The organism is Dialister invisus DSM 15470, assembly GCF_000160055.1.
GTDB classification, from domain to species: domain Bacteria; phylum Bacillota; class Negativicutes; order Veillonellales; family Dialisteraceae; genus Dialister; species Dialister invisus.
The window spans coordinates 50,380-68,580 of the sequence record NZ_GG698602.1 but is presented as its reverse complement, the minus strand read 5'-3'; the positions used below and the strand labels follow the sequence as shown (position 1 = coordinate 68,580).

Annotated in this window: 19 protein-coding genes, 1 tRNA gene and 1 other RNA gene; 2 read left to right on the top strand and 19 right to left on the bottom strand. The window is 40.7% G+C overall.

Going from position 1 to position 18,201, the window contains the following annotated elements; translation table 11 throughout:
* Nucleotides 1-53: 53 nt before the first annotated feature.
* The 11 genes from GCWU000321_RS00315 to GCWU000321_RS00265 all read right to left on the bottom strand — a co-directional run bounded on the left by GCWU000321_RS00315 (nucleotide 54) and on the right by GCWU000321_RS00265 (nucleotide 8,232).
* Nucleotides 54-1,283 (bottom strand): aspartate kinase, encoded by a 1,230-nt coding sequence (locus tag GCWU000321_RS00315; RefSeq protein ID WP_007069062.1) that lies wholly within the window; start codon nucleotides 1,281-1,283, stop codon nucleotides 54-56.
* Between the two features lie 89 nt (nucleotides 1,284-1,372).
* Complete coding sequence (gene cobO, locus GCWU000321_RS00310) at nucleotides 1,373-1,924, bottom strand: cob(I)yrinic acid a,c-diamide adenosyltransferase (protein WP_007069061.1); 552 nt, start codon at nucleotides 1,922-1,924, stop codon at nucleotides 1,373-1,375.
* On the bottom strand, nucleotides 1,921-3,300 hold the full coding sequence (locus GCWU000321_RS00305; protein WP_007069060.1) for a cobyrinic acid a,c-diamide synthase CobB: 1,380 nt from the start codon (nucleotides 3,298-3,300) through the stop codon (nucleotides 1,921-1,923). The genes cobO and GCWU000321_RS00305 overlap by 4 nt, the downstream gene beginning before the upstream one ends.
* Nucleotide 3,301: 1 nt before the next feature.
* The gene (gene cobI / locus GCWU000321_RS00300; RefSeq protein WP_040381032.1) at nucleotides 3,302-4,009 is read right to left on the bottom strand and encodes a precorrin-2 C(20)-methyltransferase; all 708 of its coding nucleotides are present in this window, start codon (nucleotides 4,007-4,009) and stop codon (nucleotides 3,302-3,304) included.
* A 132-nt stretch (nucleotides 4,010-4,141) separates the two neighbouring features.
* Nucleotides 4,142-4,957 (bottom strand): energy transducer TonB, encoded by an 816-nt coding sequence (locus GCWU000321_RS00295; RefSeq protein WP_156777718.1) that lies wholly within the window; start codon nucleotides 4,955-4,957, stop codon nucleotides 4,142-4,144.
* A 13-nt stretch (nucleotides 4,958-4,970) separates the two neighbouring features.
* Nucleotides 4,971-5,390 carry an ExbD/TolR family protein gene (locus GCWU000321_RS00290; protein ID WP_007069057.1) on the bottom strand — a complete coding sequence of 140 codons (420 nt, stop codon included), beginning with the start codon at nucleotides 5,388-5,390 and terminating at the stop codon, nucleotides 4,971-4,973.
* Complete coding sequence (locus tag GCWU000321_RS00285) at nucleotides 5,387-6,013, bottom strand: MotA/TolQ/ExbB proton channel family protein (RefSeq protein WP_007069056.1); 627 nt, start codon at nucleotides 6,011-6,013, stop codon at nucleotides 5,387-5,389. Before GCWU000321_RS00285 ends, GCWU000321_RS00290 begins: the two co-directional genes overlap by 4 nt.
* Before the next feature lie 223 nt (nucleotides 6,014-6,236).
* Nucleotides 6,237-6,578: a hypothetical protein gene (locus tag GCWU000321_RS00280; protein ID WP_022027115.1), complete on the bottom strand. Its 342-nt coding sequence runs from the start codon at nucleotides 6,576-6,578 to the stop codon at nucleotides 6,237-6,239.
* Between the two features lie 40 nt (nucleotides 6,579-6,618).
* Nucleotides 6,619-7,302 carry a RadC family protein gene (radC, locus tag GCWU000321_RS00275; RefSeq protein WP_007069054.1) on the bottom strand — a complete coding sequence of 228 codons (684 nt, stop codon included), beginning with the start codon at nucleotides 7,300-7,302 and terminating at the stop codon, nucleotides 6,619-6,621.
* A 64-nt stretch (nucleotides 7,303-7,366) separates the two neighbouring features.
* The gene (locus GCWU000321_RS00270) at nucleotides 7,367-7,633 is read right to left on the bottom strand and encodes a DUF4321 domain-containing protein (protein ID WP_007069053.1); all 267 of its coding nucleotides are present in this window, start codon (nucleotides 7,631-7,633) and stop codon (nucleotides 7,367-7,369) included.
* Between the two features lie 17 nt (nucleotides 7,634-7,650).
* The gene (locus tag GCWU000321_RS00265; protein ID WP_007069052.1) at nucleotides 7,651-8,232 is read right to left on the bottom strand and encodes a hypothetical protein; all 582 of its coding nucleotides are present in this window, start codon (nucleotides 8,230-8,232) and stop codon (nucleotides 7,651-7,653) included.
* A 135-nt stretch (nucleotides 8,233-8,367) separates the two neighbouring features.
* Between GCWU000321_RS00265 and GCWU000321_RS00260 the strand changes: the two genes are divergently transcribed.
* Nucleotides 8,368-9,528 carry a tRNA(Met) cytidine acetate ligase gene (locus tag GCWU000321_RS00260; protein ID WP_007069051.1) on the top strand — a complete coding sequence of 387 codons (1,161 nt, stop codon included), beginning with the start codon at nucleotides 8,368-8,370 and terminating at the stop codon, nucleotides 9,526-9,528.
* A gap of 94 nt (nucleotides 9,529-9,622) precedes the next feature.
* Nucleotides 9,623-11,113 carry a sodium/proline symporter PutP gene (gene putP / locus GCWU000321_RS00255; RefSeq protein ID WP_007069050.1) on the top strand — a complete coding sequence of 497 codons (1,491 nt, stop codon included), beginning with the start codon at nucleotides 9,623-9,625 and terminating at the stop codon, nucleotides 11,111-11,113.
* Nucleotides 11,114-11,230: 117 nt separating this feature from the next.
* Here the strand turns inward: putP and rnpB are convergent.
* The 8 genes from rnpB to GCWU000321_RS00220 form a co-directional block, all read right to left on the bottom strand.
* Nucleotides 11,231-11,578: RNase P RNA component class A (gene rnpB, locus GCWU000321_RS09315), an RNA gene on the bottom strand.
* 40 nt (nucleotides 11,579-11,618) lie between these two features.
* The gene (locus GCWU000321_RS00250) at nucleotides 11,619-12,665 is read right to left on the bottom strand and encodes a Nif3-like dinuclear metal center hexameric protein (RefSeq protein ID WP_007069049.1); all 1,047 of its coding nucleotides are present in this window, start codon (nucleotides 12,663-12,665) and stop codon (nucleotides 11,619-11,621) included.
* Nucleotides 12,650-13,345 (bottom strand): tRNA (adenine(22)-N(1))-methyltransferase, encoded by a 696-nt coding sequence (locus tag GCWU000321_RS00245; RefSeq protein WP_022027121.1) that lies wholly within the window; start codon nucleotides 13,343-13,345, stop codon nucleotides 12,650-12,652. Before GCWU000321_RS00245 ends, GCWU000321_RS00250 begins: the two co-directional genes overlap by 16 nt.
* Before the next feature lie 59 nt (nucleotides 13,346-13,404).
* Nucleotides 13,405-13,481: transfer RNA gene (locus tag GCWU000321_RS00240), tRNA-Ile, on the bottom strand.
* 52 nt (nucleotides 13,482-13,533) lie between these two features.
* The gene (gene rpoD, locus GCWU000321_RS00235) at nucleotides 13,534-14,673 is read right to left on the bottom strand and encodes an RNA polymerase sigma factor RpoD (protein WP_040381029.1); all 1,140 of its coding nucleotides are present in this window, start codon (nucleotides 14,671-14,673) and stop codon (nucleotides 13,534-13,536) included.
* Between the two features lie 36 nt (nucleotides 14,674-14,709).
* Nucleotides 14,710-16,503 (bottom strand): DNA primase, encoded by a 1,794-nt coding sequence (gene dnaG / locus GCWU000321_RS00230; protein WP_007069046.1) that lies wholly within the window; start codon nucleotides 16,501-16,503, stop codon nucleotides 14,710-14,712.
* A gap of 95 nt (nucleotides 16,504-16,598) precedes the next feature.
* A complete protein-coding gene (locus GCWU000321_RS00225; protein WP_007069045.1) occupies nucleotides 16,599-17,330 on the bottom strand; it encodes an ATP-grasp domain-containing protein in 732 nt (243 codons plus the stop codon).
* A gap of 71 nt (nucleotides 17,331-17,401) precedes the next feature.
* Entirely contained in the window at nucleotides 17,402-18,193 is a 792-nt protein-coding gene (locus GCWU000321_RS00220) for an undecaprenyl-diphosphate phosphatase (protein ID WP_022027125.1), read from the bottom strand.
* Nucleotides 18,194-18,201: the final 8 nt, after the last annotated feature.

Below are 18,201 nucleotides of genomic sequence, written 5' to 3'. Positions count from 1 at the left end.
TAATAGAAAAAGCGCAGGCAATTTTATCCTGTGCTTTCTAAATAGTCTAACGATCAGGCCGTTTTATTTCCCCAAAACTCTTTATGGATAGCCTGTATAGCTTTTGCCACATCGTCCCGGTTAATCAGACAGGATACGCTAATTTCTGATGTACTAACTATCAAGATATTAACGCCGACCCTTCCCAGTGCGCCGAACATTCTTGCAGCAACCCCGGGCGTACCGAGCATGCCTGCACCCACAATAGATACTTTCGCCATATTATCATCATAAATAATAGTCGTCAATTTCTCTTGCGACTGCAATTCGCCAAGAACACGCCTCGCATCCTCTAAATCCGTATCGGTAATAGTAAAAATAATGTCGGTCAGATCATCATTAGACCGCTGCACACTTTGTACAATCATATCAACATCAATATGTTCATCAGCAAGAGCTTCAAACACCATATGCGCAACACCGGGAACATTTTTCACGTTTAATACAGAAATCCTGGCCGTATGTGTATCTTGCGCAACACCTTTAATAATTTGGCGTTTTCTTTCCATGACGCATTCCTCCTGGATAATTGTTCCTTCATCGTCCGTAAATGTAGATCTGACATGAATTGGTATGTGGTAATGCATCCCTAATTCAACACTGCGCGGCTGCATAATGCCTGCGCCAAGACGTGCCAATTCCAGCATTTCTATATTCGTGATTTCCTGCATTTTTACAGCATGCGGACAGTATCTGGGATCCGCCGAATAAACACCATCTACATCAGTGAAAATTTCACACACATCCGCATGCATTGCACCGGCTAGGGCAACTGCTGTTGCATCGCTCCCACCGCGCCCCAAAGTGGCAACATCTCCATTCGGCAACACCCCCTGGAAACCTGCAACAATGACAATATTCCCTTTCTCTAACTCAGAAAATACTCTTTCCGGTTTTATATCGTCAATCAGCGCCTTGCCATGTGTCCCGCTACAAAAAACTCCTGCCTGCATCCCCGTCAAAGATATTGCAGGTGCTCCTAAGCTTTTGAAGGTCATCGCCAAAAGAGAGATCGAGACCTGTTCTCCTGTAGACAGCAACATATCCATCTCTCGGCCATGTCTCAATGATGGAACCTGACCAGCTAACGCCAGCAAATCATCCGTACTGTCACCCATGGCGGAAACTACTATAACAATCTTATCATTATCATGTTTTTCGCGAAGAATGCGCGATGCTATATTCTTCATTCTTTCTGTTGTCGCAACAGATGATCCGCCAAACTTTTTTACATAGAGTGCCATTCCGCATCCCTCATTTACTTTTATATTTATTTAGAGATTTTATCATGCATTTTAATCTATGTAAAGGAATTTATCTTGCTGCAGCCGATTTAAAATTCTATACCTTTGCGTGCATGTATCCCATTTTGAAAAGCATGTTTAATTAAAGTCATTTCGGTTACCGTATCAGCAGCTTCAATAATCTCCGGCCTGGCATAGCGCCCGGTTAAAATCATATTTAACCGCGGAGGCCGTTCTTTAATAAGTTTTAAAAGTTTTTCCGGTTCAAGCATCTCAAAATGAATCGCATAATTAACCTCATCTAAAACAACCAAATCCCACCTATCACTCATTACTTCATCAACAACAGTTTCCCAAGCCCTGGCTGCCAACTCTTTTTTATTCTGATAAGCAGCTTCATCCTCTTTGCGATTGTGAAACACAAAGCCATCACCCATAGGTCGAATCTCTATATTTCCATTACATGCTTCCAATGCTTCAATTGCTTTAAGTTCACCATATTTCCATGCACCTTTAATAAATTGTAAAATAAGAACTTTTTGTCCATTACCCCAAGCACGGATTGCAGTACCTAACGCCGCTGTGGTTTTCCCTTTACCCGTTCCTGTATTAATAAGGATCAAGCCCTTTTGTTCTGTCATTTTCCCTCCTTGCTACAATGATAACGCTCGCAGGATTCAATTAACTTTTCTCCAGCTTTGGGATTCCCATCAAAAGAAAGGTGCAGATATGATGCCAATATGTTTTTATTGCTATATCCTTCCAAATGCCCCTCTTTTTGTCGGGATCCCTGAAGATTATATGCCCAGGGAAACCCTTCGCCGTATTCTAAAGTAGAAAAATGAAATTCATGCCCTTTCAGAGTATCACCCGCATCAGCAATAATACTAGATAAAAGCGTTTCCCCTTTCACATAGCCAATGCGCTGAAGACTCTTCTGCATTTTACAAACAGCCGGCACAATTCCCGCCATTTCATAACATTCTCCATTAAATCCCTGTATAGCCTTGCAAAGATACATCAATCCGCCGCATTCCGCATAAATCGGCATTCCTCTTTCAGCACACCGGCGTATAGACTCCTTCATGGAAATGTTCCCCATTAATTGCTGCAGAAACATCTCCGGAAAGCCGCCGCCAAAGATTAGGCCATCCGCTTCCGGTACAGTTTTATCCCGAAGAGGACTAAATTCAATAATTTTTGCTCCATTTTTTTCAAGATATTCTAAGCTTGTCGGATAATAAAAAGAAAACGCTTCATCTTTCGCCACGGCAATACAAACCCGTTTCTTAGCTGAAAAATCATTCCGTACGTCTACAAACATAGAAGGTGCCTGCTGCGCTGCTTTCAGGAAGGCATCCGTATCTACCCATCTACTGACAGCCTCCCCCATATGCTTAATTAACACTCGTGTTTCTACTTCCGTAACAGGTGTCAGTCCCAAATGGCGTTCCGGCGTTTTTAATGCATCATCCCGATGGAACGCGCCAAATACAGGCATATGAATTTTTCCCATAACTTCTCGAACCATCGCCTCATGGCGGTCGGAACCAAGGCGATTCAATATGACCCCGACGATATTTACTCCCTTATCATATTCACGGAAGCCTAACGCTGTAGCCGCGATACTGTACCCAACGGATTTACAATCCAATACCAATATGACCGGCGCATTTAACTGTTTTGCAATGGCGGCAGTACTGCTGATTCCATCCTCCCCTCCATCATAGAGACCCATAACCCCTTCTATAATTGATATATCTGCATTTTTAGATAAAGCAATAAAGGTCTCATTTAACTTATCTGGAGGTGTCATCCATGTATCCAGGTTATAAGAGCTATGTCCTGCCGCTTCCGCATGAAACCCGGGATCTATATAGTCAGGCCCCACTTTAAAGGGCTGGACTCTGTACCCCTCTCTATTAAAATATGATAAAAGGCCGGTCACTATCGTTGTCTTCCCGACACCGCTGTTCGTACCTGCAACGATAATCCGAGGTCGTATAAACTCCGTCATATCAGTTCCCTCGTTTGGCAATAATTGTACTTAAATAATTCGGTCGATAATCTGAAGGCAAACTATCCAGATCCCGCTCTATTATTTCATCAGGCAAACCCGCGCGTGATACCATGACCGCATTCTTTATCATGTGATGCTTACGCAGTTCTTCCTGGATAAATGCAAACTTCTTATACACCTTCATAATTACCGCATTGTCAGCAGCGGAAAGTGCTCTGTCAATTTTTTCAGGATCTGCAGTTGCAGGAATGATCAGTACGTTTTCTTCCCATTCGGTCACCGGCATTCCGATATAAGAAGCAATTCCTAAAAAAGCAGGAATCCCCGGAATCGTTTCCACAGTATATTCTGTTCTTTTTAATGCCCGGAAAATATACATATATGTACTATACAGCATCGGATCACCTAAAGTAAGAAAAACCAGATTTTTTCCTTCATCTAACTTTTCTTCAATAATTCTTCTATTTTCTTCCCACTGTTTCGATACAACTTCCATATCAGTTACCATTTGAAACACAAGAGGTAAGATTTCCGCTTTTTTTGAAATATAGGGAGTTGCAATATGATAGGCAACAGAGTCTTCTTTTTTTTCTGTTTTTGGTGTAATAATCATATCCGCATTTCGAATCGTTTCTACCGCTTTTACAGTTAAAAGTTTGGAATCTCCCGGTCCCACACCGATTCCATATAACTTCCCCTTTGACATAACTATCCTCCTCATAAAAATTTTAGAATATACTATACGATTCCTATTCTATCATCTATTTTAAAAAAAATCTGTGAAAATATGAAATCTCCACAGATTAGTTCCTACACTTACCAAAACCATATATAACAATCACTTTAGTGTAAATGATACTGGGACTCGTGATTGCGCTTCAACAGCTACTCCATTTTGCTTTGCAGGAACAAATTGCCATCCGTAAACGGCATTCACCGCAGTTTGATCAAGTATGCTGTTTCCTGATGATGATTCAACCCAGGCACTTGTCACATTACCATTAACGCTGATGATAAGACCGACCACCGTCGTTCCCTCTACATTTGACGCACGAGCCGACTCAGGATAAGAAGGAGATGGTGCGCTTAATATTTGCGGACCCATGGTGATGCCATCATTTCCATCACCATTACCGGTTCCTGCTCCTGAACCATTTCCACCACCGGAACCTGTACCGCTGCCGGAACCCGTACCTGACCCCGTTCCGGTGCCATGTCCAGATCCATGACCGCCTCCGGAACCCGTACCGCTGCCAAACCCACGATTTCCTGAAGATTCCCCTTCTCCGGAAACCTGCTTCCCCATATTGTCTTTTGTTGCAGCCTCTTTAGATTCTGTTACTGAATCAGCAATTTCATGAACATCATTCATGGCATCTTCCGGCATATCTTCTGCCAGAGCCGGAGGAGGCGGTGCAACTTCTGTCGGTTCGGCTGAAGGTGGCGCTATGGCAGGGCCATTATCTGCATCAGGACTTCCGCCGCCGCCACCGCCGCCGCCAGATAATGAAACCAAATCTACCTCAATAGGTCCTTTATCAACGGGAGCAGAAGGAAATAGTGCCACAACCACCCCAATCACAACAAACACTACAACGTGACAAGCAATAGATGTTCCAAAGGCAGCCATCCATCTGTATTTAGATGTAAACATAGCGCCGCCCCCCTTATTCCTTACTCTGTGATTTTGCTTCCGTTGCAATACCAATCTTACTAATTCCCACCGATTTCAATTGATCCAGAACAAATACGAAATCCCCATGTTCTGATTTCGTATCCGCCCGAAGAACAATACTCAAATTCGGATTTCTATTTTTTTCAATTTCCATTCTTCTGCGGAACGTTTCACGGGGAATCTTTTCCTGCTCTACGTAAATCTGCCCATCTGAAGTAACCGCTACCGGTAAGGCCTTTTCTATATCCAATTTCGAAGTCACCGTTTGCGGTAAATTTAAACTAATTGATTTTTGCACCACCATGGTTAACATACTCATCATAAAGAAAACAAGTAAGAAAAATATGATATCAATCATGGGGATAATCATTATTTTAGGCTTTTTATCTACATCCAGTTGTTGTAATCTCATTTTTCTTTACCTTCCGCTATTGCAAGATAAACAGAAGATAATTTTTCTATAGAAGAAATATAGTGGCTAACTTGCTGGGATAAGTAAGTATAAGCAATTAACGCTATAATGGCAACGAATAAACCCGTTGCCGTACACACCAATGCTTCCGCAACACCACCGGTAATAGCAAAAGGCTGACCATCCGCAGTGGACAAGACATCAAAGGAACCTATCATTCCGATAACAGTGCCAAGCAATCCCATTAAAGGGGAAAGTGTCACAATAACATCCAGATAATTCAGGTAATTTTTCAAAAGACCTGCCGCATGTGCTGCAGCGCCTTCAATAATTGTCGCCTGATGTGCTTTAGTTCCATATACATTGACTGCAGATAGAAGGACCCCGGCCGGAATTCCACCATCAGCTTTTAAAGCGTCTTTTAATCCTTCTATATCTCCCCGGTCCAAGCTGTCAGTCATCACCGCTGACAACCTTTCTGTATCAGAACGATGGGAAGAATAGTATCTATATCTTTCAAAAAAAATCGCCACAACTATAATCGAACAAAGTAAAAGCGGGTACATCATAAATCCGCCAGCATGAAATAAGTGCAAAAAATACATAACATCCTCCCAATTCACATTTTAGCAACCATACACTTTATTCACAAATTAATAAAAGAGTGTATATAAAACTTATTACAAAAAGAATAGCATTTACATATATTCTAGTCAAATATTTTCCTTTTATATCATAATTTCTATCATTATAGATTAATGTAAATTTTATATAAGTCAAGAACAAATGAAAAAAGGAAGGGACTAAGCACCCCTCCCTCATTATTAATATTTATTATTAATATCATTAATATCCGTTTGTCTGGCTTACCACACGAAAATCATCTACACCAAAAGCTTCGCAAATGGAACTCCAAAACTTCCCCATAAGCATGGAACGATACATTTCACTCTTGCTGATCATCATAAGCCGATCGCCATCTTGTGTAATACGGATTAATCCATTATTAATATATTTCTCGAAATCTTTTTCTTCCATAATTCCTTGTAACTTAATGAGTCCCTCACGTTCCGGTCCAGCTTGATACTCACTCCTTTCCAGTACCGGCATGAACCTTACTTCATAAATCTTATCCGTATACCCTTTCGTCTCCGCGGAATATTTCTTTTCATTTTCCCTATCTGCCATAATATGCACTCCTTTAATTACAATTCTTAAACTATGTTTTCTATACCAGTCCATTTTTGTTTAAACTGGCAAATTCTCCATCACCGATTATAACATGATCTAATAACCGTATATCAAAAAACGAAGTAGCCCTTCTAAATTGTCTCGTTAAATTAATATCCGCATCTGAAGGTTCCGGATATCCTGACGGATGATTATGTACGAGTATCATACCGTGGGCCTTAAAGCGAAGAGCCCATCTCATAGCCTCCTTTATATCCACAGGCGCAGCATCCAAACTTCCCACACAAATTTCTTTATATCCAAGCAATCTGTTCTTGGTATTTAAAAAGCAGACAATGAAATGTTCCTGATCTTCATGTCTTAATTTTTCCATAAAATATGATGCCACTGCTTCGGGGAAACTAAAATTCTCCAACTGTTTCTTATTATGAAACTGCGCCAGCCTTCGCCCTAACTCTACTGCTGCACATACGGTAATCGCTTTATCTTGTCCAACACCCTTCACAGAGATTAAATCCCGCCAATCCAAATTATCAAATCCATTGACATCCGTGGACAACCGAATTTGCTCTACCACTTCCTGCGCCATATCCATAACAGAACACCCATGGCGACCGGTTCGCAACAGGATAGCAACCAAATCTACCATGCTAGCCGTATCGGGAGCCTTGGCAAATCTTTCGCGCGGTTTATCTTCGCTCCGCATTTCTTTAATCATCATTTATAGCCCCTCCTTTGATCGGCCAAAATAACATAATATAGACCGGGTAATAACAATAAATTCATTAAAATCTTTTATATACCCAAGCTGCCAAAAGTATCCCGAAAATACTAATTAAATTGGGCGCAAATCGGATACCAAAATGAACATCTATGACCGCTAAATTCAAATAAATATCCTTAAAATCAAAAATCTCATATGTTTTCGTCAAATACGGTATCATTCCGGATAAGCTGACCTGGCTGAGCACTTGCCCAATAATCCCACCAATCAAAGCTCCGCATACCAAAAAGAGTAACAAAGAAAATAATCCGTGTCCACCGAAACGCATCACATTTCCCCCATTTCCTAAAATACTGCCCCAATCTGTATTCTCCCTGCCAGCTGTGCGGAGAGTTCTCTCCCAATCGGATCTTCTGTCCGATATTGGTAAATTACACGCCAAATAACTTCATCCTGTAAAAAAATATATTCATTAACCGTTAGTGCAGTCTTCTCCTCTCTTGCTTTTTCCACATAAGAGAATCTCAAAACTTTAGCGTCTTCATTATTAAATTTATCGTCGGCTTTTTCTACCTTCAAATTAGTAACTCGCTTATTGTTCCGCAAAAGGGTTTCTGCACTTTCTGCCGCAGCAGATATGCTCTCATTTATTGTATTCTTATCCCCCATAACAAAGATGCGTATATGTTGATTATGCCCTTCTGCCATTATTTTATCAGCATTTCTGTCTGAGATTTCCGCCTGTTTTCCATTTGCAATTAGTTCAAAAGGTGTTAATACTGTAATAGTTGTATTATTGCAACTAATTCTATTTTTCCCAAAGACAAACTTATCTCTCACATTATTACCGCTACACCCCGACAAAAGCAGGACAAAACATATAAGAAAACCTAAACTATTCCTCTGAACAAAATGATATATATCCATTTATTCCTTTTCTATAAATAAAATTATCCCGATTTATTATTTCATTAAATAATTATAGCATATGCCATTCCCCTGATTACAGGAAATCCCACATACTTATGGTAAAATAGTCAATAAATACATTGGAGGTACATCATGTATATTGGAATTACTGCTGAATGGAACCCTTTCCACAGCGGCCATGCCCATATGCTCCGGAGCCTTAAAAATTTATTTCCGGACGCTCCTATAATTTCCGCGATGAGCGGTTCTTTTGTACAGCGTGGAGAACCTGCTATTTTTGATAAATGGACACGTGCAAAATGGGCTCTTATGTTTGGTGTGGATGCCGTAATCGAACTTCCTGTACTTTGTGTATTGCAAAGCGCCGACAAATTTGCTGCCTCATCGGTTTCACTGCTTCACAATATGGGGTGTACCCATATTGCTTTTGGCGCTGAATCCTTAAATTCGGATACACTTTATAACGCTGCGCAATGGTCCCTGCAGCCCGATTTCAATCTATATTTTCACCAATTTTTAGGAAAGGGACTTTCTTACGCCTCTGCTGTCACCAAATCCATGGAAATCCGATATCCTGAAATCTCACGAGAATTAACACGCCCCAATAATTTGCTTGGATTCCTTTATGTACAGGCCGCATTAAAGCAAAACCTGCCTTTATCATTTATCGTCATAGAAAGAAATACGCATTATCCCGCCTCTGCCACAACTGCCAGAAAGCATTTTATAGCAGGCGAGTCTTATCCTCTGCTTCCTGAACAAATACAAACTGAAATCCATACCCTTATGAACACAGGGCATATTCTCTCTTACGCCCGTTACGAAGACGCATGTCTATTATTAGGGCGGCTAACAAAAAAAGAGTCACTGAGAGACTCCCGGCTCTTTTCTGAAGGGTTAGAAAATAAATGGTACAAAGAAATCCAGCAGGCGTCTCTTCCGGATGTATTTGAGGCAATAAAAAGCAAGCGCTACCTTTATAGCCGTCTTAAACGAATTGCAGCATCGCTTTTACTTTCATCAGAACTGGTACCTTCTCCCTTTTCTCATTCCTCTTTCCCCAAATATGCCAGGCTCCTTGCTTTGAGAAACACAAAAAGTTTTATCCTCAACAAATCAAATCTCCCTGTAATCACAGGCGCAGCAAAAGCTCTGCGTACTTTTCAAGAAGAAAAGGCCTTAGAGTCTTTTAACATCGATTTGCGGGCAACCGATATCCAATCCTATTGCATGAAAAATAAATCATACAGAACTGGCAGATTGGATTTCTATCATTCACCTGTTATAAGGTAATTGATACTTTACATTATTTTTCTTATCCAGTATCATGAATAAACAATATAATAGATATAAGCTATAACTGCAGAATAGAAGGGGGCTTCTGTATATGAATTTGCAGAACAATATGGGAATTTTGGCGGCATTCATGCTCTATTTAGCCGCCATGATGGGGATTGGCATTTATTACTCACGCCGACAAAAGAAATTATCTCAATTTATTTTAGGTGACCGCAAACTCGGCCCGTGGGTGACATCCATGAGTGCTGAAGCCTCTGACATGAGCGGATGGATGCTTATGGGACTTCCTGGTTTTGCCTATTTGAATGGACTTTCCGCATTTTGGACCGGATTTGGACTAATAGTAGGCACTTGGGCAAACTGGGTACTGACTTCTAAACGACTCCGCCATTATACAGAAGTAGCCAATAATAGCCTAACAATTCCCGACTACCTTTCCAACCGTTTTGAAGATCACAAAAGCGGACTTCGCTTTATTTGCGCGCTTTTTATTATATTATTTTTTATTATTTATACGTCTTCCGGATTCGTTTCTGCAGGGAAACTTTTTAATACAATTTTGGGGCTGCCCTATTTTACCGCACTTCTTATTGGAGCGTTTGTTGTCGTATTTTATACCTTTTTAGGTGGATTCTCCGCTGTCAGCATGACAGATTTCATTCAGGGAACGATGATGTTCTTCACCGTCATATATATCCCTATTGCCGCAACGATCGTATTAGGCGGGCCAGCACCGACAATGGCTTCTCTCGCGGGAGAAGGGAAAGACTTTTTCTCCTTTTTCCCTGAATCACTGGGAGGAATGTCCCTTATTATCATGATTCTTTCCTCATTGGGCTGGGGACTCGGTTATTTTGGGCAGCCCCATATCCTAGTCCGCTTTATGGCAATCAGCAATCCGAAAGAATTAAAAAAGTCTACGCAAATCGCGGTGTCCTGGGTTCTTTTGTCCCTGACTTTCGCTGTTGCTATTGGTATCGTAGGAAAAGCCTACCTGCCTATGCCTCTCGAAAATGCCAATGCTGAACGTGTATTCATCATTATGGCGGAAACACTTTCCCCTCCGTTCATCACGGGACTTATATGGTCGGCCGTACTGGCAGCAATTATGAGTACCGCCTCTTCTCAGCTTCTCGTAACGGCTTCTGCTGTAGCAAGAGACTTATATCAGCCCTTCTTCCATAAAAATGCTTCTGAGAAAGAGCTTATTATTATAAGCCGTGTTACGGTTTTGTTAATCTCCCTATGTTCAATCTATCTTGCGTCCGACCCGAACAGTTATATTTTCTCCATAGTATCTTATGCATGGGCAGGATTTGGCGCCTGCTTCGGACCAGTCGTTCTCCTTTCACTTTACTGGAGACGTATGACTTTAAAAGGAACTTATGCCGGCATCATTGTTGGCGGCATCACCGTCCTCATTTGGAAACAGTTTAACTGGTTTGGTCTTTATGAATTAATCCCAGGATTTCTCTTTTCTACAATCTCTATCATTTTAATCAGCCTTATGGATGAAAAACCATCACAAACAATTTTGAATAACTTTAATAAAGTAGTATCTCTTTCCAATGAAAAATAATTGATTGAATACAAATCTCATTACGAATAACACAATTTATTACCCTCAAAGTACATTGTCAAATTGTCATATTTTTTTGTAATACAAAAGGACCGCTAAAAGCGATCCTTTATTTTTTTTGCGAGCAATCAATAAGCCGAGTTCTGTACCATTTTCATGGTGATGATTATCTGTCTAGCCGAGTAAATTACTTTATCGGTCAAGCGACTCAACCCGGAAGGTCAGCGGGCAACGTCATTCCTTCCCTATTCGGTCTTGCTTCAGATGGGGTTTACCAAGCCAAACGGTCTCCCGCCTGCTGGTGCGCTCTTACCGCACCTTTCCACCCTTACCGTTATTCACGGCGGTTTTCTTTTCTATGGCACTGTCCCTAGGGTCGCCCCCGCCGGATGTTATCCGGCATCTCGCCCTGCGAAGCTCGGACTTTCCTCACGCCTTTCGGCCCGCAATCATCTTTCCTGCTCGCAAGTAACAGTATACCATCCTGTATATCTTATTTCAACTTTTATACACAATGAAATATATCTTTTGCCCTAACATCTTCTAAAACTCCAACATTCCAACCACGGGTTTTAAATTCATCACGCAAACGTTTTGCTAAGTACGGAATAATCACACGTTCCGTATAAAAATGCCCGCCATCAGCGATAACTAATCCATTCATCGCCGCATCTTGTGCCTCATGGTATTTTAAATCCCCCGTCAAATACAGATCTGCCCCCATTGATTTTGCCACCCCTGCAAACTCGGCACCTGCCCCGCCAAGGATAGCTATTTTTTCTACCAAACGATCCCTATTACCGGCATACCGCAATACAGGAATCTCCAATTTATTCTTTATATAAGAGAGCGCTTCCTCTACCGACATAGGGAACGGAAACTTTCCGATACGCCCCATGGTTTCCTTATAACCATGATTTACAAGCTTATATACATCATATTTAGCTGATTTATCTAAAGATGAAATCATATCTTTCACCTGTTTTACCAACTGACCGGGCACGCGGAATTCGACTCGTATATTTTCTGTAAAATCATCTGCATCATCAACAACATAGTAGCTCTCAATATCTTTCCCTCTTAAACTATCTAATTTCTTCTTCAATAATTTAGCATGCGCAGCAGTTATGTATAAAGTGAACTTATAAGATGAATACGTCATTACCGGAACAAATCCCTTGCATTCCTGTAATCCCAATTTTTCAGCCAATGCATCATTTACGCCTTGTACTGCTGAATCTAAATTGGTATGTGCTGCAAAAGAAGTGATCCGATGTCTGATCAAGTTTTCAATCATTCGTCCTTTACAAGTGGAAAGGTCTATGTCATGAATAGGTTTAAATAAAAATGGGTGATGCGATATGACCATATCCACTCCATGATCAATTGCATAGGATATATTCAGTTCGGTCATATCCAAAGCTACCAGAATTTTATGTACAGGCTGATTCGGATTTCCCACCTGAAGACCGGGATGATCCCATGATTCCGCCAATGAGGAGGGTGCCCAATCTTCCATCAATTGCATAATATCTTTTACATAAATCTCCATAATATCTCCTCCAGAATAGCCTCATCCGTTAATGCCTTTTGGTACTTTGCCGTATTTACGACATTTGCACTCTCAATATCAATGCCATTCAATATCATTTTTCTTTGATTGATAAGTTTTTTCAAATGTTTAACAAAGAGTTTATCTTTATATCGGCTCTCAGTAACTCCTATTTCAGCTTCTATCTCTGAAAAAGGGTCCATATGCCCATGTGTCACATAAAGGATCTCATAAAGCTGCGTTCCTTCTTCAGCAAGAACTTCCTGTTCAATTTTATATCCATTTTGCTGCAGCCAAATATATAAATCGGATGTATGGTTTTGTGGCTGCAGGATAAACCACTTAATACTTTCAGCAATAACATATTCCTGCTTTAAAATATCACGAATCATAAATCCGCCCATCCCTGCGATCACCGCACCATCTACTTCATCCTCTTCCAAAATAGATAATCCGGCACCTTCGCGCACCTTAATCTTCGTTGAAAGACCTTCCCTCTTTATATGTTCCCGAGCCCGCTGCGCAGGACCTGCATGTATATCTCCCGCTATAGCATATTTAATTCTTCCGTTATGAATCAAAGAAATAGGTACATACGCATGATCTGTCCCTATATCAGCTATACACGAACCACATGGAACCAATCCCGCTACAGCCCGCAGACGAGGTGTAAGTTTCATTCCAATTCCTTTTCTGTAACAAAAAAGGCCAAGCATTGAGCTCAACCTTAAATATCTATTGGTGGGCCCACCAGGACTCGAACCTGGGACCAGGCGGTTATGAGCCGCCGGCTCTGACCAACTGAGCTATAGGCCCCCTTCACCAATACATGATATTTTATCAGCAAATAGGAATACCGTCAATACTTCTATACATTGGCCAATGATTTTGCAGACTTCTTCAGTTTTGTTAATGCTTTCCCCTCAATTTGCCTGATACGCTCCCGGGTTACATCAAAATATTTTCCTACTTCTTCCAAAGTTCGTGGCCTTCCATCTTTTAATCCAAATCGGAGTTCAAGTACCTGTCGTTCACGATCTGTCAATTCTCGCAGCAGTTCATCAATCTGTTCCCGAAGTAAAATGGAACCCGCCGCATCATCGGGAGCAATTGCCTCATGATCTTCAATAAAGTCGCCTAAATGGGAGTCCTCTTTTTCTCCAATTGGTGTTTCCAGCGAAATGGGATCCTGGGCAATTTTTTTTACTTCCCGAATTTTCGCAACACTTACTCCCATGGCTTTTGCCAACTCTTCGTTGGTAGCCTCCCGGCCTTTCTCCTGAAGCAGCTGACGAGAAATACGATTTAACTTATTGATAGTCTCCACCATATGGACAGGTACGCGGATCGTACGCGCCTGATCCGCAATAGCCCGCGTAATTGCCTGCCTTATCCACCATGTTGCATATGTACTGAATTTAAAACCTTTGGTGTAATCAAATTTATCTACAGCTTTGAGGAGCCCCAAATTCCCCTCCTGAATTAAATCTAAGAACTGCAGTCCTCTGCCAAGATATTTTTTTGCAATAGAAACAACAAGTCTTAAATTCGCATCAGAAAGCGCTTTTTTCGCCTCATCAGCAGCCATCTTATCCCGACCAGTTGCATCATCAAAGCTTCCTTTTTCCACTAACTTGGCAAGCTCTATTTCCTGTGATCCTGTAAGGAGCTTAATAGCTCCAATCTCTTTCAAATACATCTTTACCGGATCATCTATATTTATAGAATCAGAAGTATTCATGACATCAGAAATTTCGACAATATCCTTTTCATCATCTGTTTCTTCATCTTCTAAAATTTCCAGGTCCTCATCGGATGCATCTTCATCGAAATTGATGTCGATATTGCTTTCATGAAGCAGCTCATATACCGCTGAAAGATCATCCTGTCCCAGATTCTTTTCGGTAAAGAAAAGCATGATATCTTTATTTGAAATTGTCCCATCTTTCCTTACCTTATCTCTCAGTTCTCCCATCCAAAGCTCTAAATTTTGCCTTTTCTTCTTCATAAGCCCCCCCTTTATCATAAATTTCATACTGCATTTTCACCCGCCGATCAATCGAATTTCCTCACTTAATCGAATACAGGTTAACTGCTCTTCTTTTGCCTTTTGCGGATCACTCTCCATTAATTCCGCCGCCCGCTGTGTATGAAATTTATACTCGTTCTGCAGATAAATTTTACGCATAGGGCGGATATACTCTTCATATGGTTCTGCCACACCATGATAATCTGTCATCATCAGCTGTGCCAACTGTTCCAGATCAGATCGTTCCAACCGTGCCTCTGCATACTCTACAGTAATATTTCCTTTGCCCGCCTGCTTCAATACGTCATATAATCTTCCAATAAATTCATCGGCAAAGGAATACTTCTCCAAACTATCAAAGCCTTCCGGCAATATATGTGAAACTAAACAGTACTTCAACAGTTCCTGTTCCAGCCTTCGCTGACGCCCATCATTGGAGCTGACGGTACCAGTTCTTTCCTCGCCATATACATTGGGTGATATATATACATGGGAATTATTTTTCTTCGTATACCGAATTGCCTCACTGCGTATAAGGCCTTCATCCATATGAAGCGTACGTGCCATCTTCCTGATAAACGAATTGAATTGATATGTATTATCCTGTACTGTAAGAACTGCAAACATTTCATTTAAAATTTTTTGCTGCCCTTCTAAAGTGGCACCATCATATTGAGTCCGCAAAGCCTGAAATAAGTAGTCAAGAGCAGGTACTGCCTGATCAATAACTTCTAGGTATTCATCTCCGCCATGAAGATTTACAAATTCATCAGGATCCTTTCCTTCCCCAAGCAGTGCTACTCTTAATTTTAGCCCTACTGAACCGGCTATCTCAAGCGCACGACGTGTCGCATTCTGTCCGGCAGCATCCATGTCATAGCTGAAAATAACTTCATCAGCATACTTTTTTAAGAGCCTTGCCTGCTCAACAGTAAAGGCTGTTCCCAATGATGCAACCACATTTTTAATTCCATGAGCATGTAAAGAAATGGCATCCATATAACCTTCCACCATAATTGCCTGACGCTTCCGCCGAATTTCAGGAAGTGCCTGATAGATGGGAAATAACAACCTGCGTTTATTAAATATAACCGTCTCCGGAGAATTTAAATATTTGGCAGCACTTTCTTCACTGTGCATAATTCTGCCGCCGAATGCAACAATCCTTCCTTTTAAGTCCATAATAGGAAACATGCATCTATTGCGAAAAGTATCATAATATTTTCCGTTCTTATGGCCCACCAGCCCCGCTTGAAGTAAAATATCCGGACTTATGTGTTTCCTTTTGGTAAAATCGCAATAAAGCCGTTCCCATTCGGGTGGAGCAAAACCCAGCTTAAATGTTTCGATGGTTTTATCATCTAAATGTCTCTTTTTAAAATAAGCCAGCCCGTCTTTTCCTATATTTGTCCGCAACAGGCAGTTATGAAAATAATTTCCCGCAAGTTCAGTTACTTCATACAACTTATGAACCAGTGCTGCTTCTCTTTTATCTTCTTCGGATATTTCATCCGGCGGCAATTCCACATGCCCCATTTCGGCTAAACGTTCTACAGCATCAGGAAATGTAATTTGATCCATTTTCTCTATGAATTTAATGGAATCACCTGATTCATGGCAACCGAAACAATAATAAAATCCATCTTCAGGTGAAATAGAAAAGGAGGGCGTTTTCTCATGGTGGAAGGGGCAGCATGCCCAATATCTACTTCCCTTCTTTTTTACATCAATTCCGTAAGCACGTATTACATCAATAAGATTTGTGCTGTCTTTTACCCGCTGAAGGAACTCATTATTAAATTTTCTCACAGTTCCTCCTTATCTATAAAAAGCAGAAAGTAGACAAAAAAACTGACAAGGAAATATTTGTCAGCGTTTCTCCTTTCCGTAAAATCAAGCATCCTTTATTCAACAGAAATTTTAATTGTAGATGTCAGTTCCTGCCAACGAGTTATTAATATTTTAGTATATAAAACGGAATCGAGGCCAAAACTGCTCAAAGCATATGCATCACTTACTTCTACTAAAAGAGTTTCTCTTTTATCCGTAATCCCAAAATCAAGAGCATATGCACGAGGCGCGGAATGATAAGCATTGACAGCTTGTTGAAGCACTTTAGGATCAGGATATAAATCCCATCTGCCTCTATACGGATTTATACCTATAATTTTCCCATCTAAAATCCAAATGCGCCATTCAGCAAGGAAATTTACCTTTTCACTGCACCATACTTCAATATCTTCAAGTCCGCCGCCTAATTTAATCAAATCTTCCGATTTATCTAAAATCGTTCCGCGAAAACGTTTTACATCTTCTACCGGCTTTACAAACACATGCCAATAATCGGGATGACTGGTAATCGTAAATAGTGTCGATTTCCAAATTTTTCTTCCTGTAAAAGGTAATAATTCATCCGGATAATCAATCGGCAGTAAAATTACACCTAACCGCTCTAACGCAACCTTCACATCCGAAAAAGCACCAACGACCAAATCTGTCGGTGCATTATCCGTCACTGAATATATTGCTTTATACCTAACAATGGGAATATCCAATTTAGAGCATCCATGATAAACAGAATAGCAATTCTGATCATAGAAGTCTCCAGAATGCTGAATACGAATAAATGCTCTCATGAACTTTCTCCAAACTAAAATCTTACCGCTATGGGATTAATGATAACATGTTCAAAGCAAGCGGGCAAGTTTCACCAAAAGTAAATTAGCGCAACAAACGCTACAATAAAACGATAGAAAGCAAAACCTGTCAAAGTCGATGTAGCCAAAAACTTCAAAAACCAAAGAATAGAAACGTATGCAACAACAAAAGACGTAATAAATCCCACTGATAGAATGCCAAAGTCACCCATAGATAAATATTTTGCCACCTTTATCAAATCATACAGGCATGCAATGCACATCAACGGAACTGCCATAATAAAGGAAAAATCGGCAGCCGCTTTTCTTGATACGCCAACTAAAAGACTTCCGGCAATAGTGCTTCCGCTTCTGGAAAACCCCGGCCACAGAGAAAGACATTGAAAAAGGCCTATTTTAAATGCCTGTTGTGAAGTAATCTGATCTATATTTTCAACCAAAAAGTATTTTCTCTTCTTTTCCGCAAAAATCATGAAAAGGCCTCCAATAACAAGACCGATGATAACGGTTTTGGGACCAAACAGATATTGTTTAATCATACCGTGGCACAGATAGCCTAAAACACAGGCGGGAAGCATGGCAATTCCCAGATTCATCAAAGATGGACCTTTTTTTCTAAACCAATGATGGGTATCCAGTATATAAAGAAACTTCTGTCGGTATACGACAACTACGGATAAAATGGCGCCAAGCTGGATAAATACATCGAAAACATTGGCCAGCTCACCTGTGAAGTTAATCATATTCCCAACGATGATCATATGTCCCGTACTCGACACAGGAATATACTCTGTTAAACCTTCAACAATCCCAATAATTAACGCACAAAAATACTCGTACACTTATATAA

Excerpts from the sequence above, each read along its gene's own strand:
- GCWU000321_RS00315 (WP_007069062.1), bottom strand. The coding sequence starts at position 1,283 with ATGGCACTCTATGTAAAAAAGTTTGGCGGATCATCTGTTGCGACAACA.
- cobO (WP_007069061.1), bottom strand. The coding sequence starts at position 1,924 with ATGACAGAACAAAAGGGCTTGATCCTTATTAATACAGGAACGGGTAAA.
- GCWU000321_RS00305 (WP_007069060.1), bottom strand. The coding sequence starts at position 3,300 with ATGACGGAGTTTATACGACCTCGGATTATCGTTGCAGGTACGAACAGC.
- cobI (WP_040381032.1), bottom strand. The coding sequence starts at position 4,009 with ATGTCAAAGGGGAAGTTATATGGAATCGGTGTGGGACCGGGAGATTCC.
- GCWU000321_RS00295 (WP_156777718.1), bottom strand. The coding sequence starts at position 4,957 with ATGTTTACATCTAAATACAGATGGATGGCTGCCTTTGGAACATCTATT.
- GCWU000321_RS00290 (WP_007069057.1), bottom strand. The coding sequence starts at position 5,390 with ATGAGATTACAACAACTGGATGTAGATAAAAAGCCTAAAATAATGATT.
- GCWU000321_RS00280 (WP_022027115.1), bottom strand. The coding sequence starts at position 6,578 with ATGGCAGATAGGGAAAATGAAAAGAAATATTCCGCGGAGACGAAAGGG.
- radC (WP_007069054.1), bottom strand. The coding sequence starts at position 7,302 with ATGATGATTAAAGAAATGCGGAGCGAAGATAAACCGCGCGAAAGATTT.
- GCWU000321_RS00270 (WP_007069053.1), bottom strand. The coding sequence starts at position 7,633 with ATGCGTTTCGGTGGACACGGATTATTTTCTTTGTTACTCTTTTTGGTA.
- GCWU000321_RS00265 (WP_007069052.1), bottom strand. The coding sequence starts at position 8,232 with ATGGATATATATCATTTTGTTCAGAGGAATAGTTTAGGTTTTCTTATA.
- GCWU000321_RS00260 (WP_007069051.1), top strand. The coding sequence starts at position 8,368 with ATGTATATTGGAATTACTGCTGAATGGAACCCTTTCCACAGCGGCCAT.
- putP (WP_007069050.1), top strand. The coding sequence starts at position 9,623 with ATGAATTTGCAGAACAATATGGGAATTTTGGCGGCATTCATGCTCTAT.
- GCWU000321_RS00250 (WP_007069049.1), bottom strand. The coding sequence starts at position 12,665 with ATGGAGATTTATGTAAAAGATATTATGCAATTGATGGAAGATTGGGCA.
- GCWU000321_RS00245 (WP_022027121.1), bottom strand. The coding sequence starts at position 13,345 with ATGAAACTTACACCTCGTCTGCGGGCTGTAGCGGGATTGGTTCCATGT.
- rpoD (WP_040381029.1), bottom strand. The coding sequence starts at position 14,673 with ATGAAGAAGAAAAGGCAAAATTTAGAGCTTTGGATGGGAGAACTGAGA.
- GCWU000321_RS00225 (WP_007069045.1), bottom strand. The coding sequence starts at position 17,330 with ATGAGAGCATTTATTCGTATTCAGCATTCTGGAGACTTCTATGATCAG.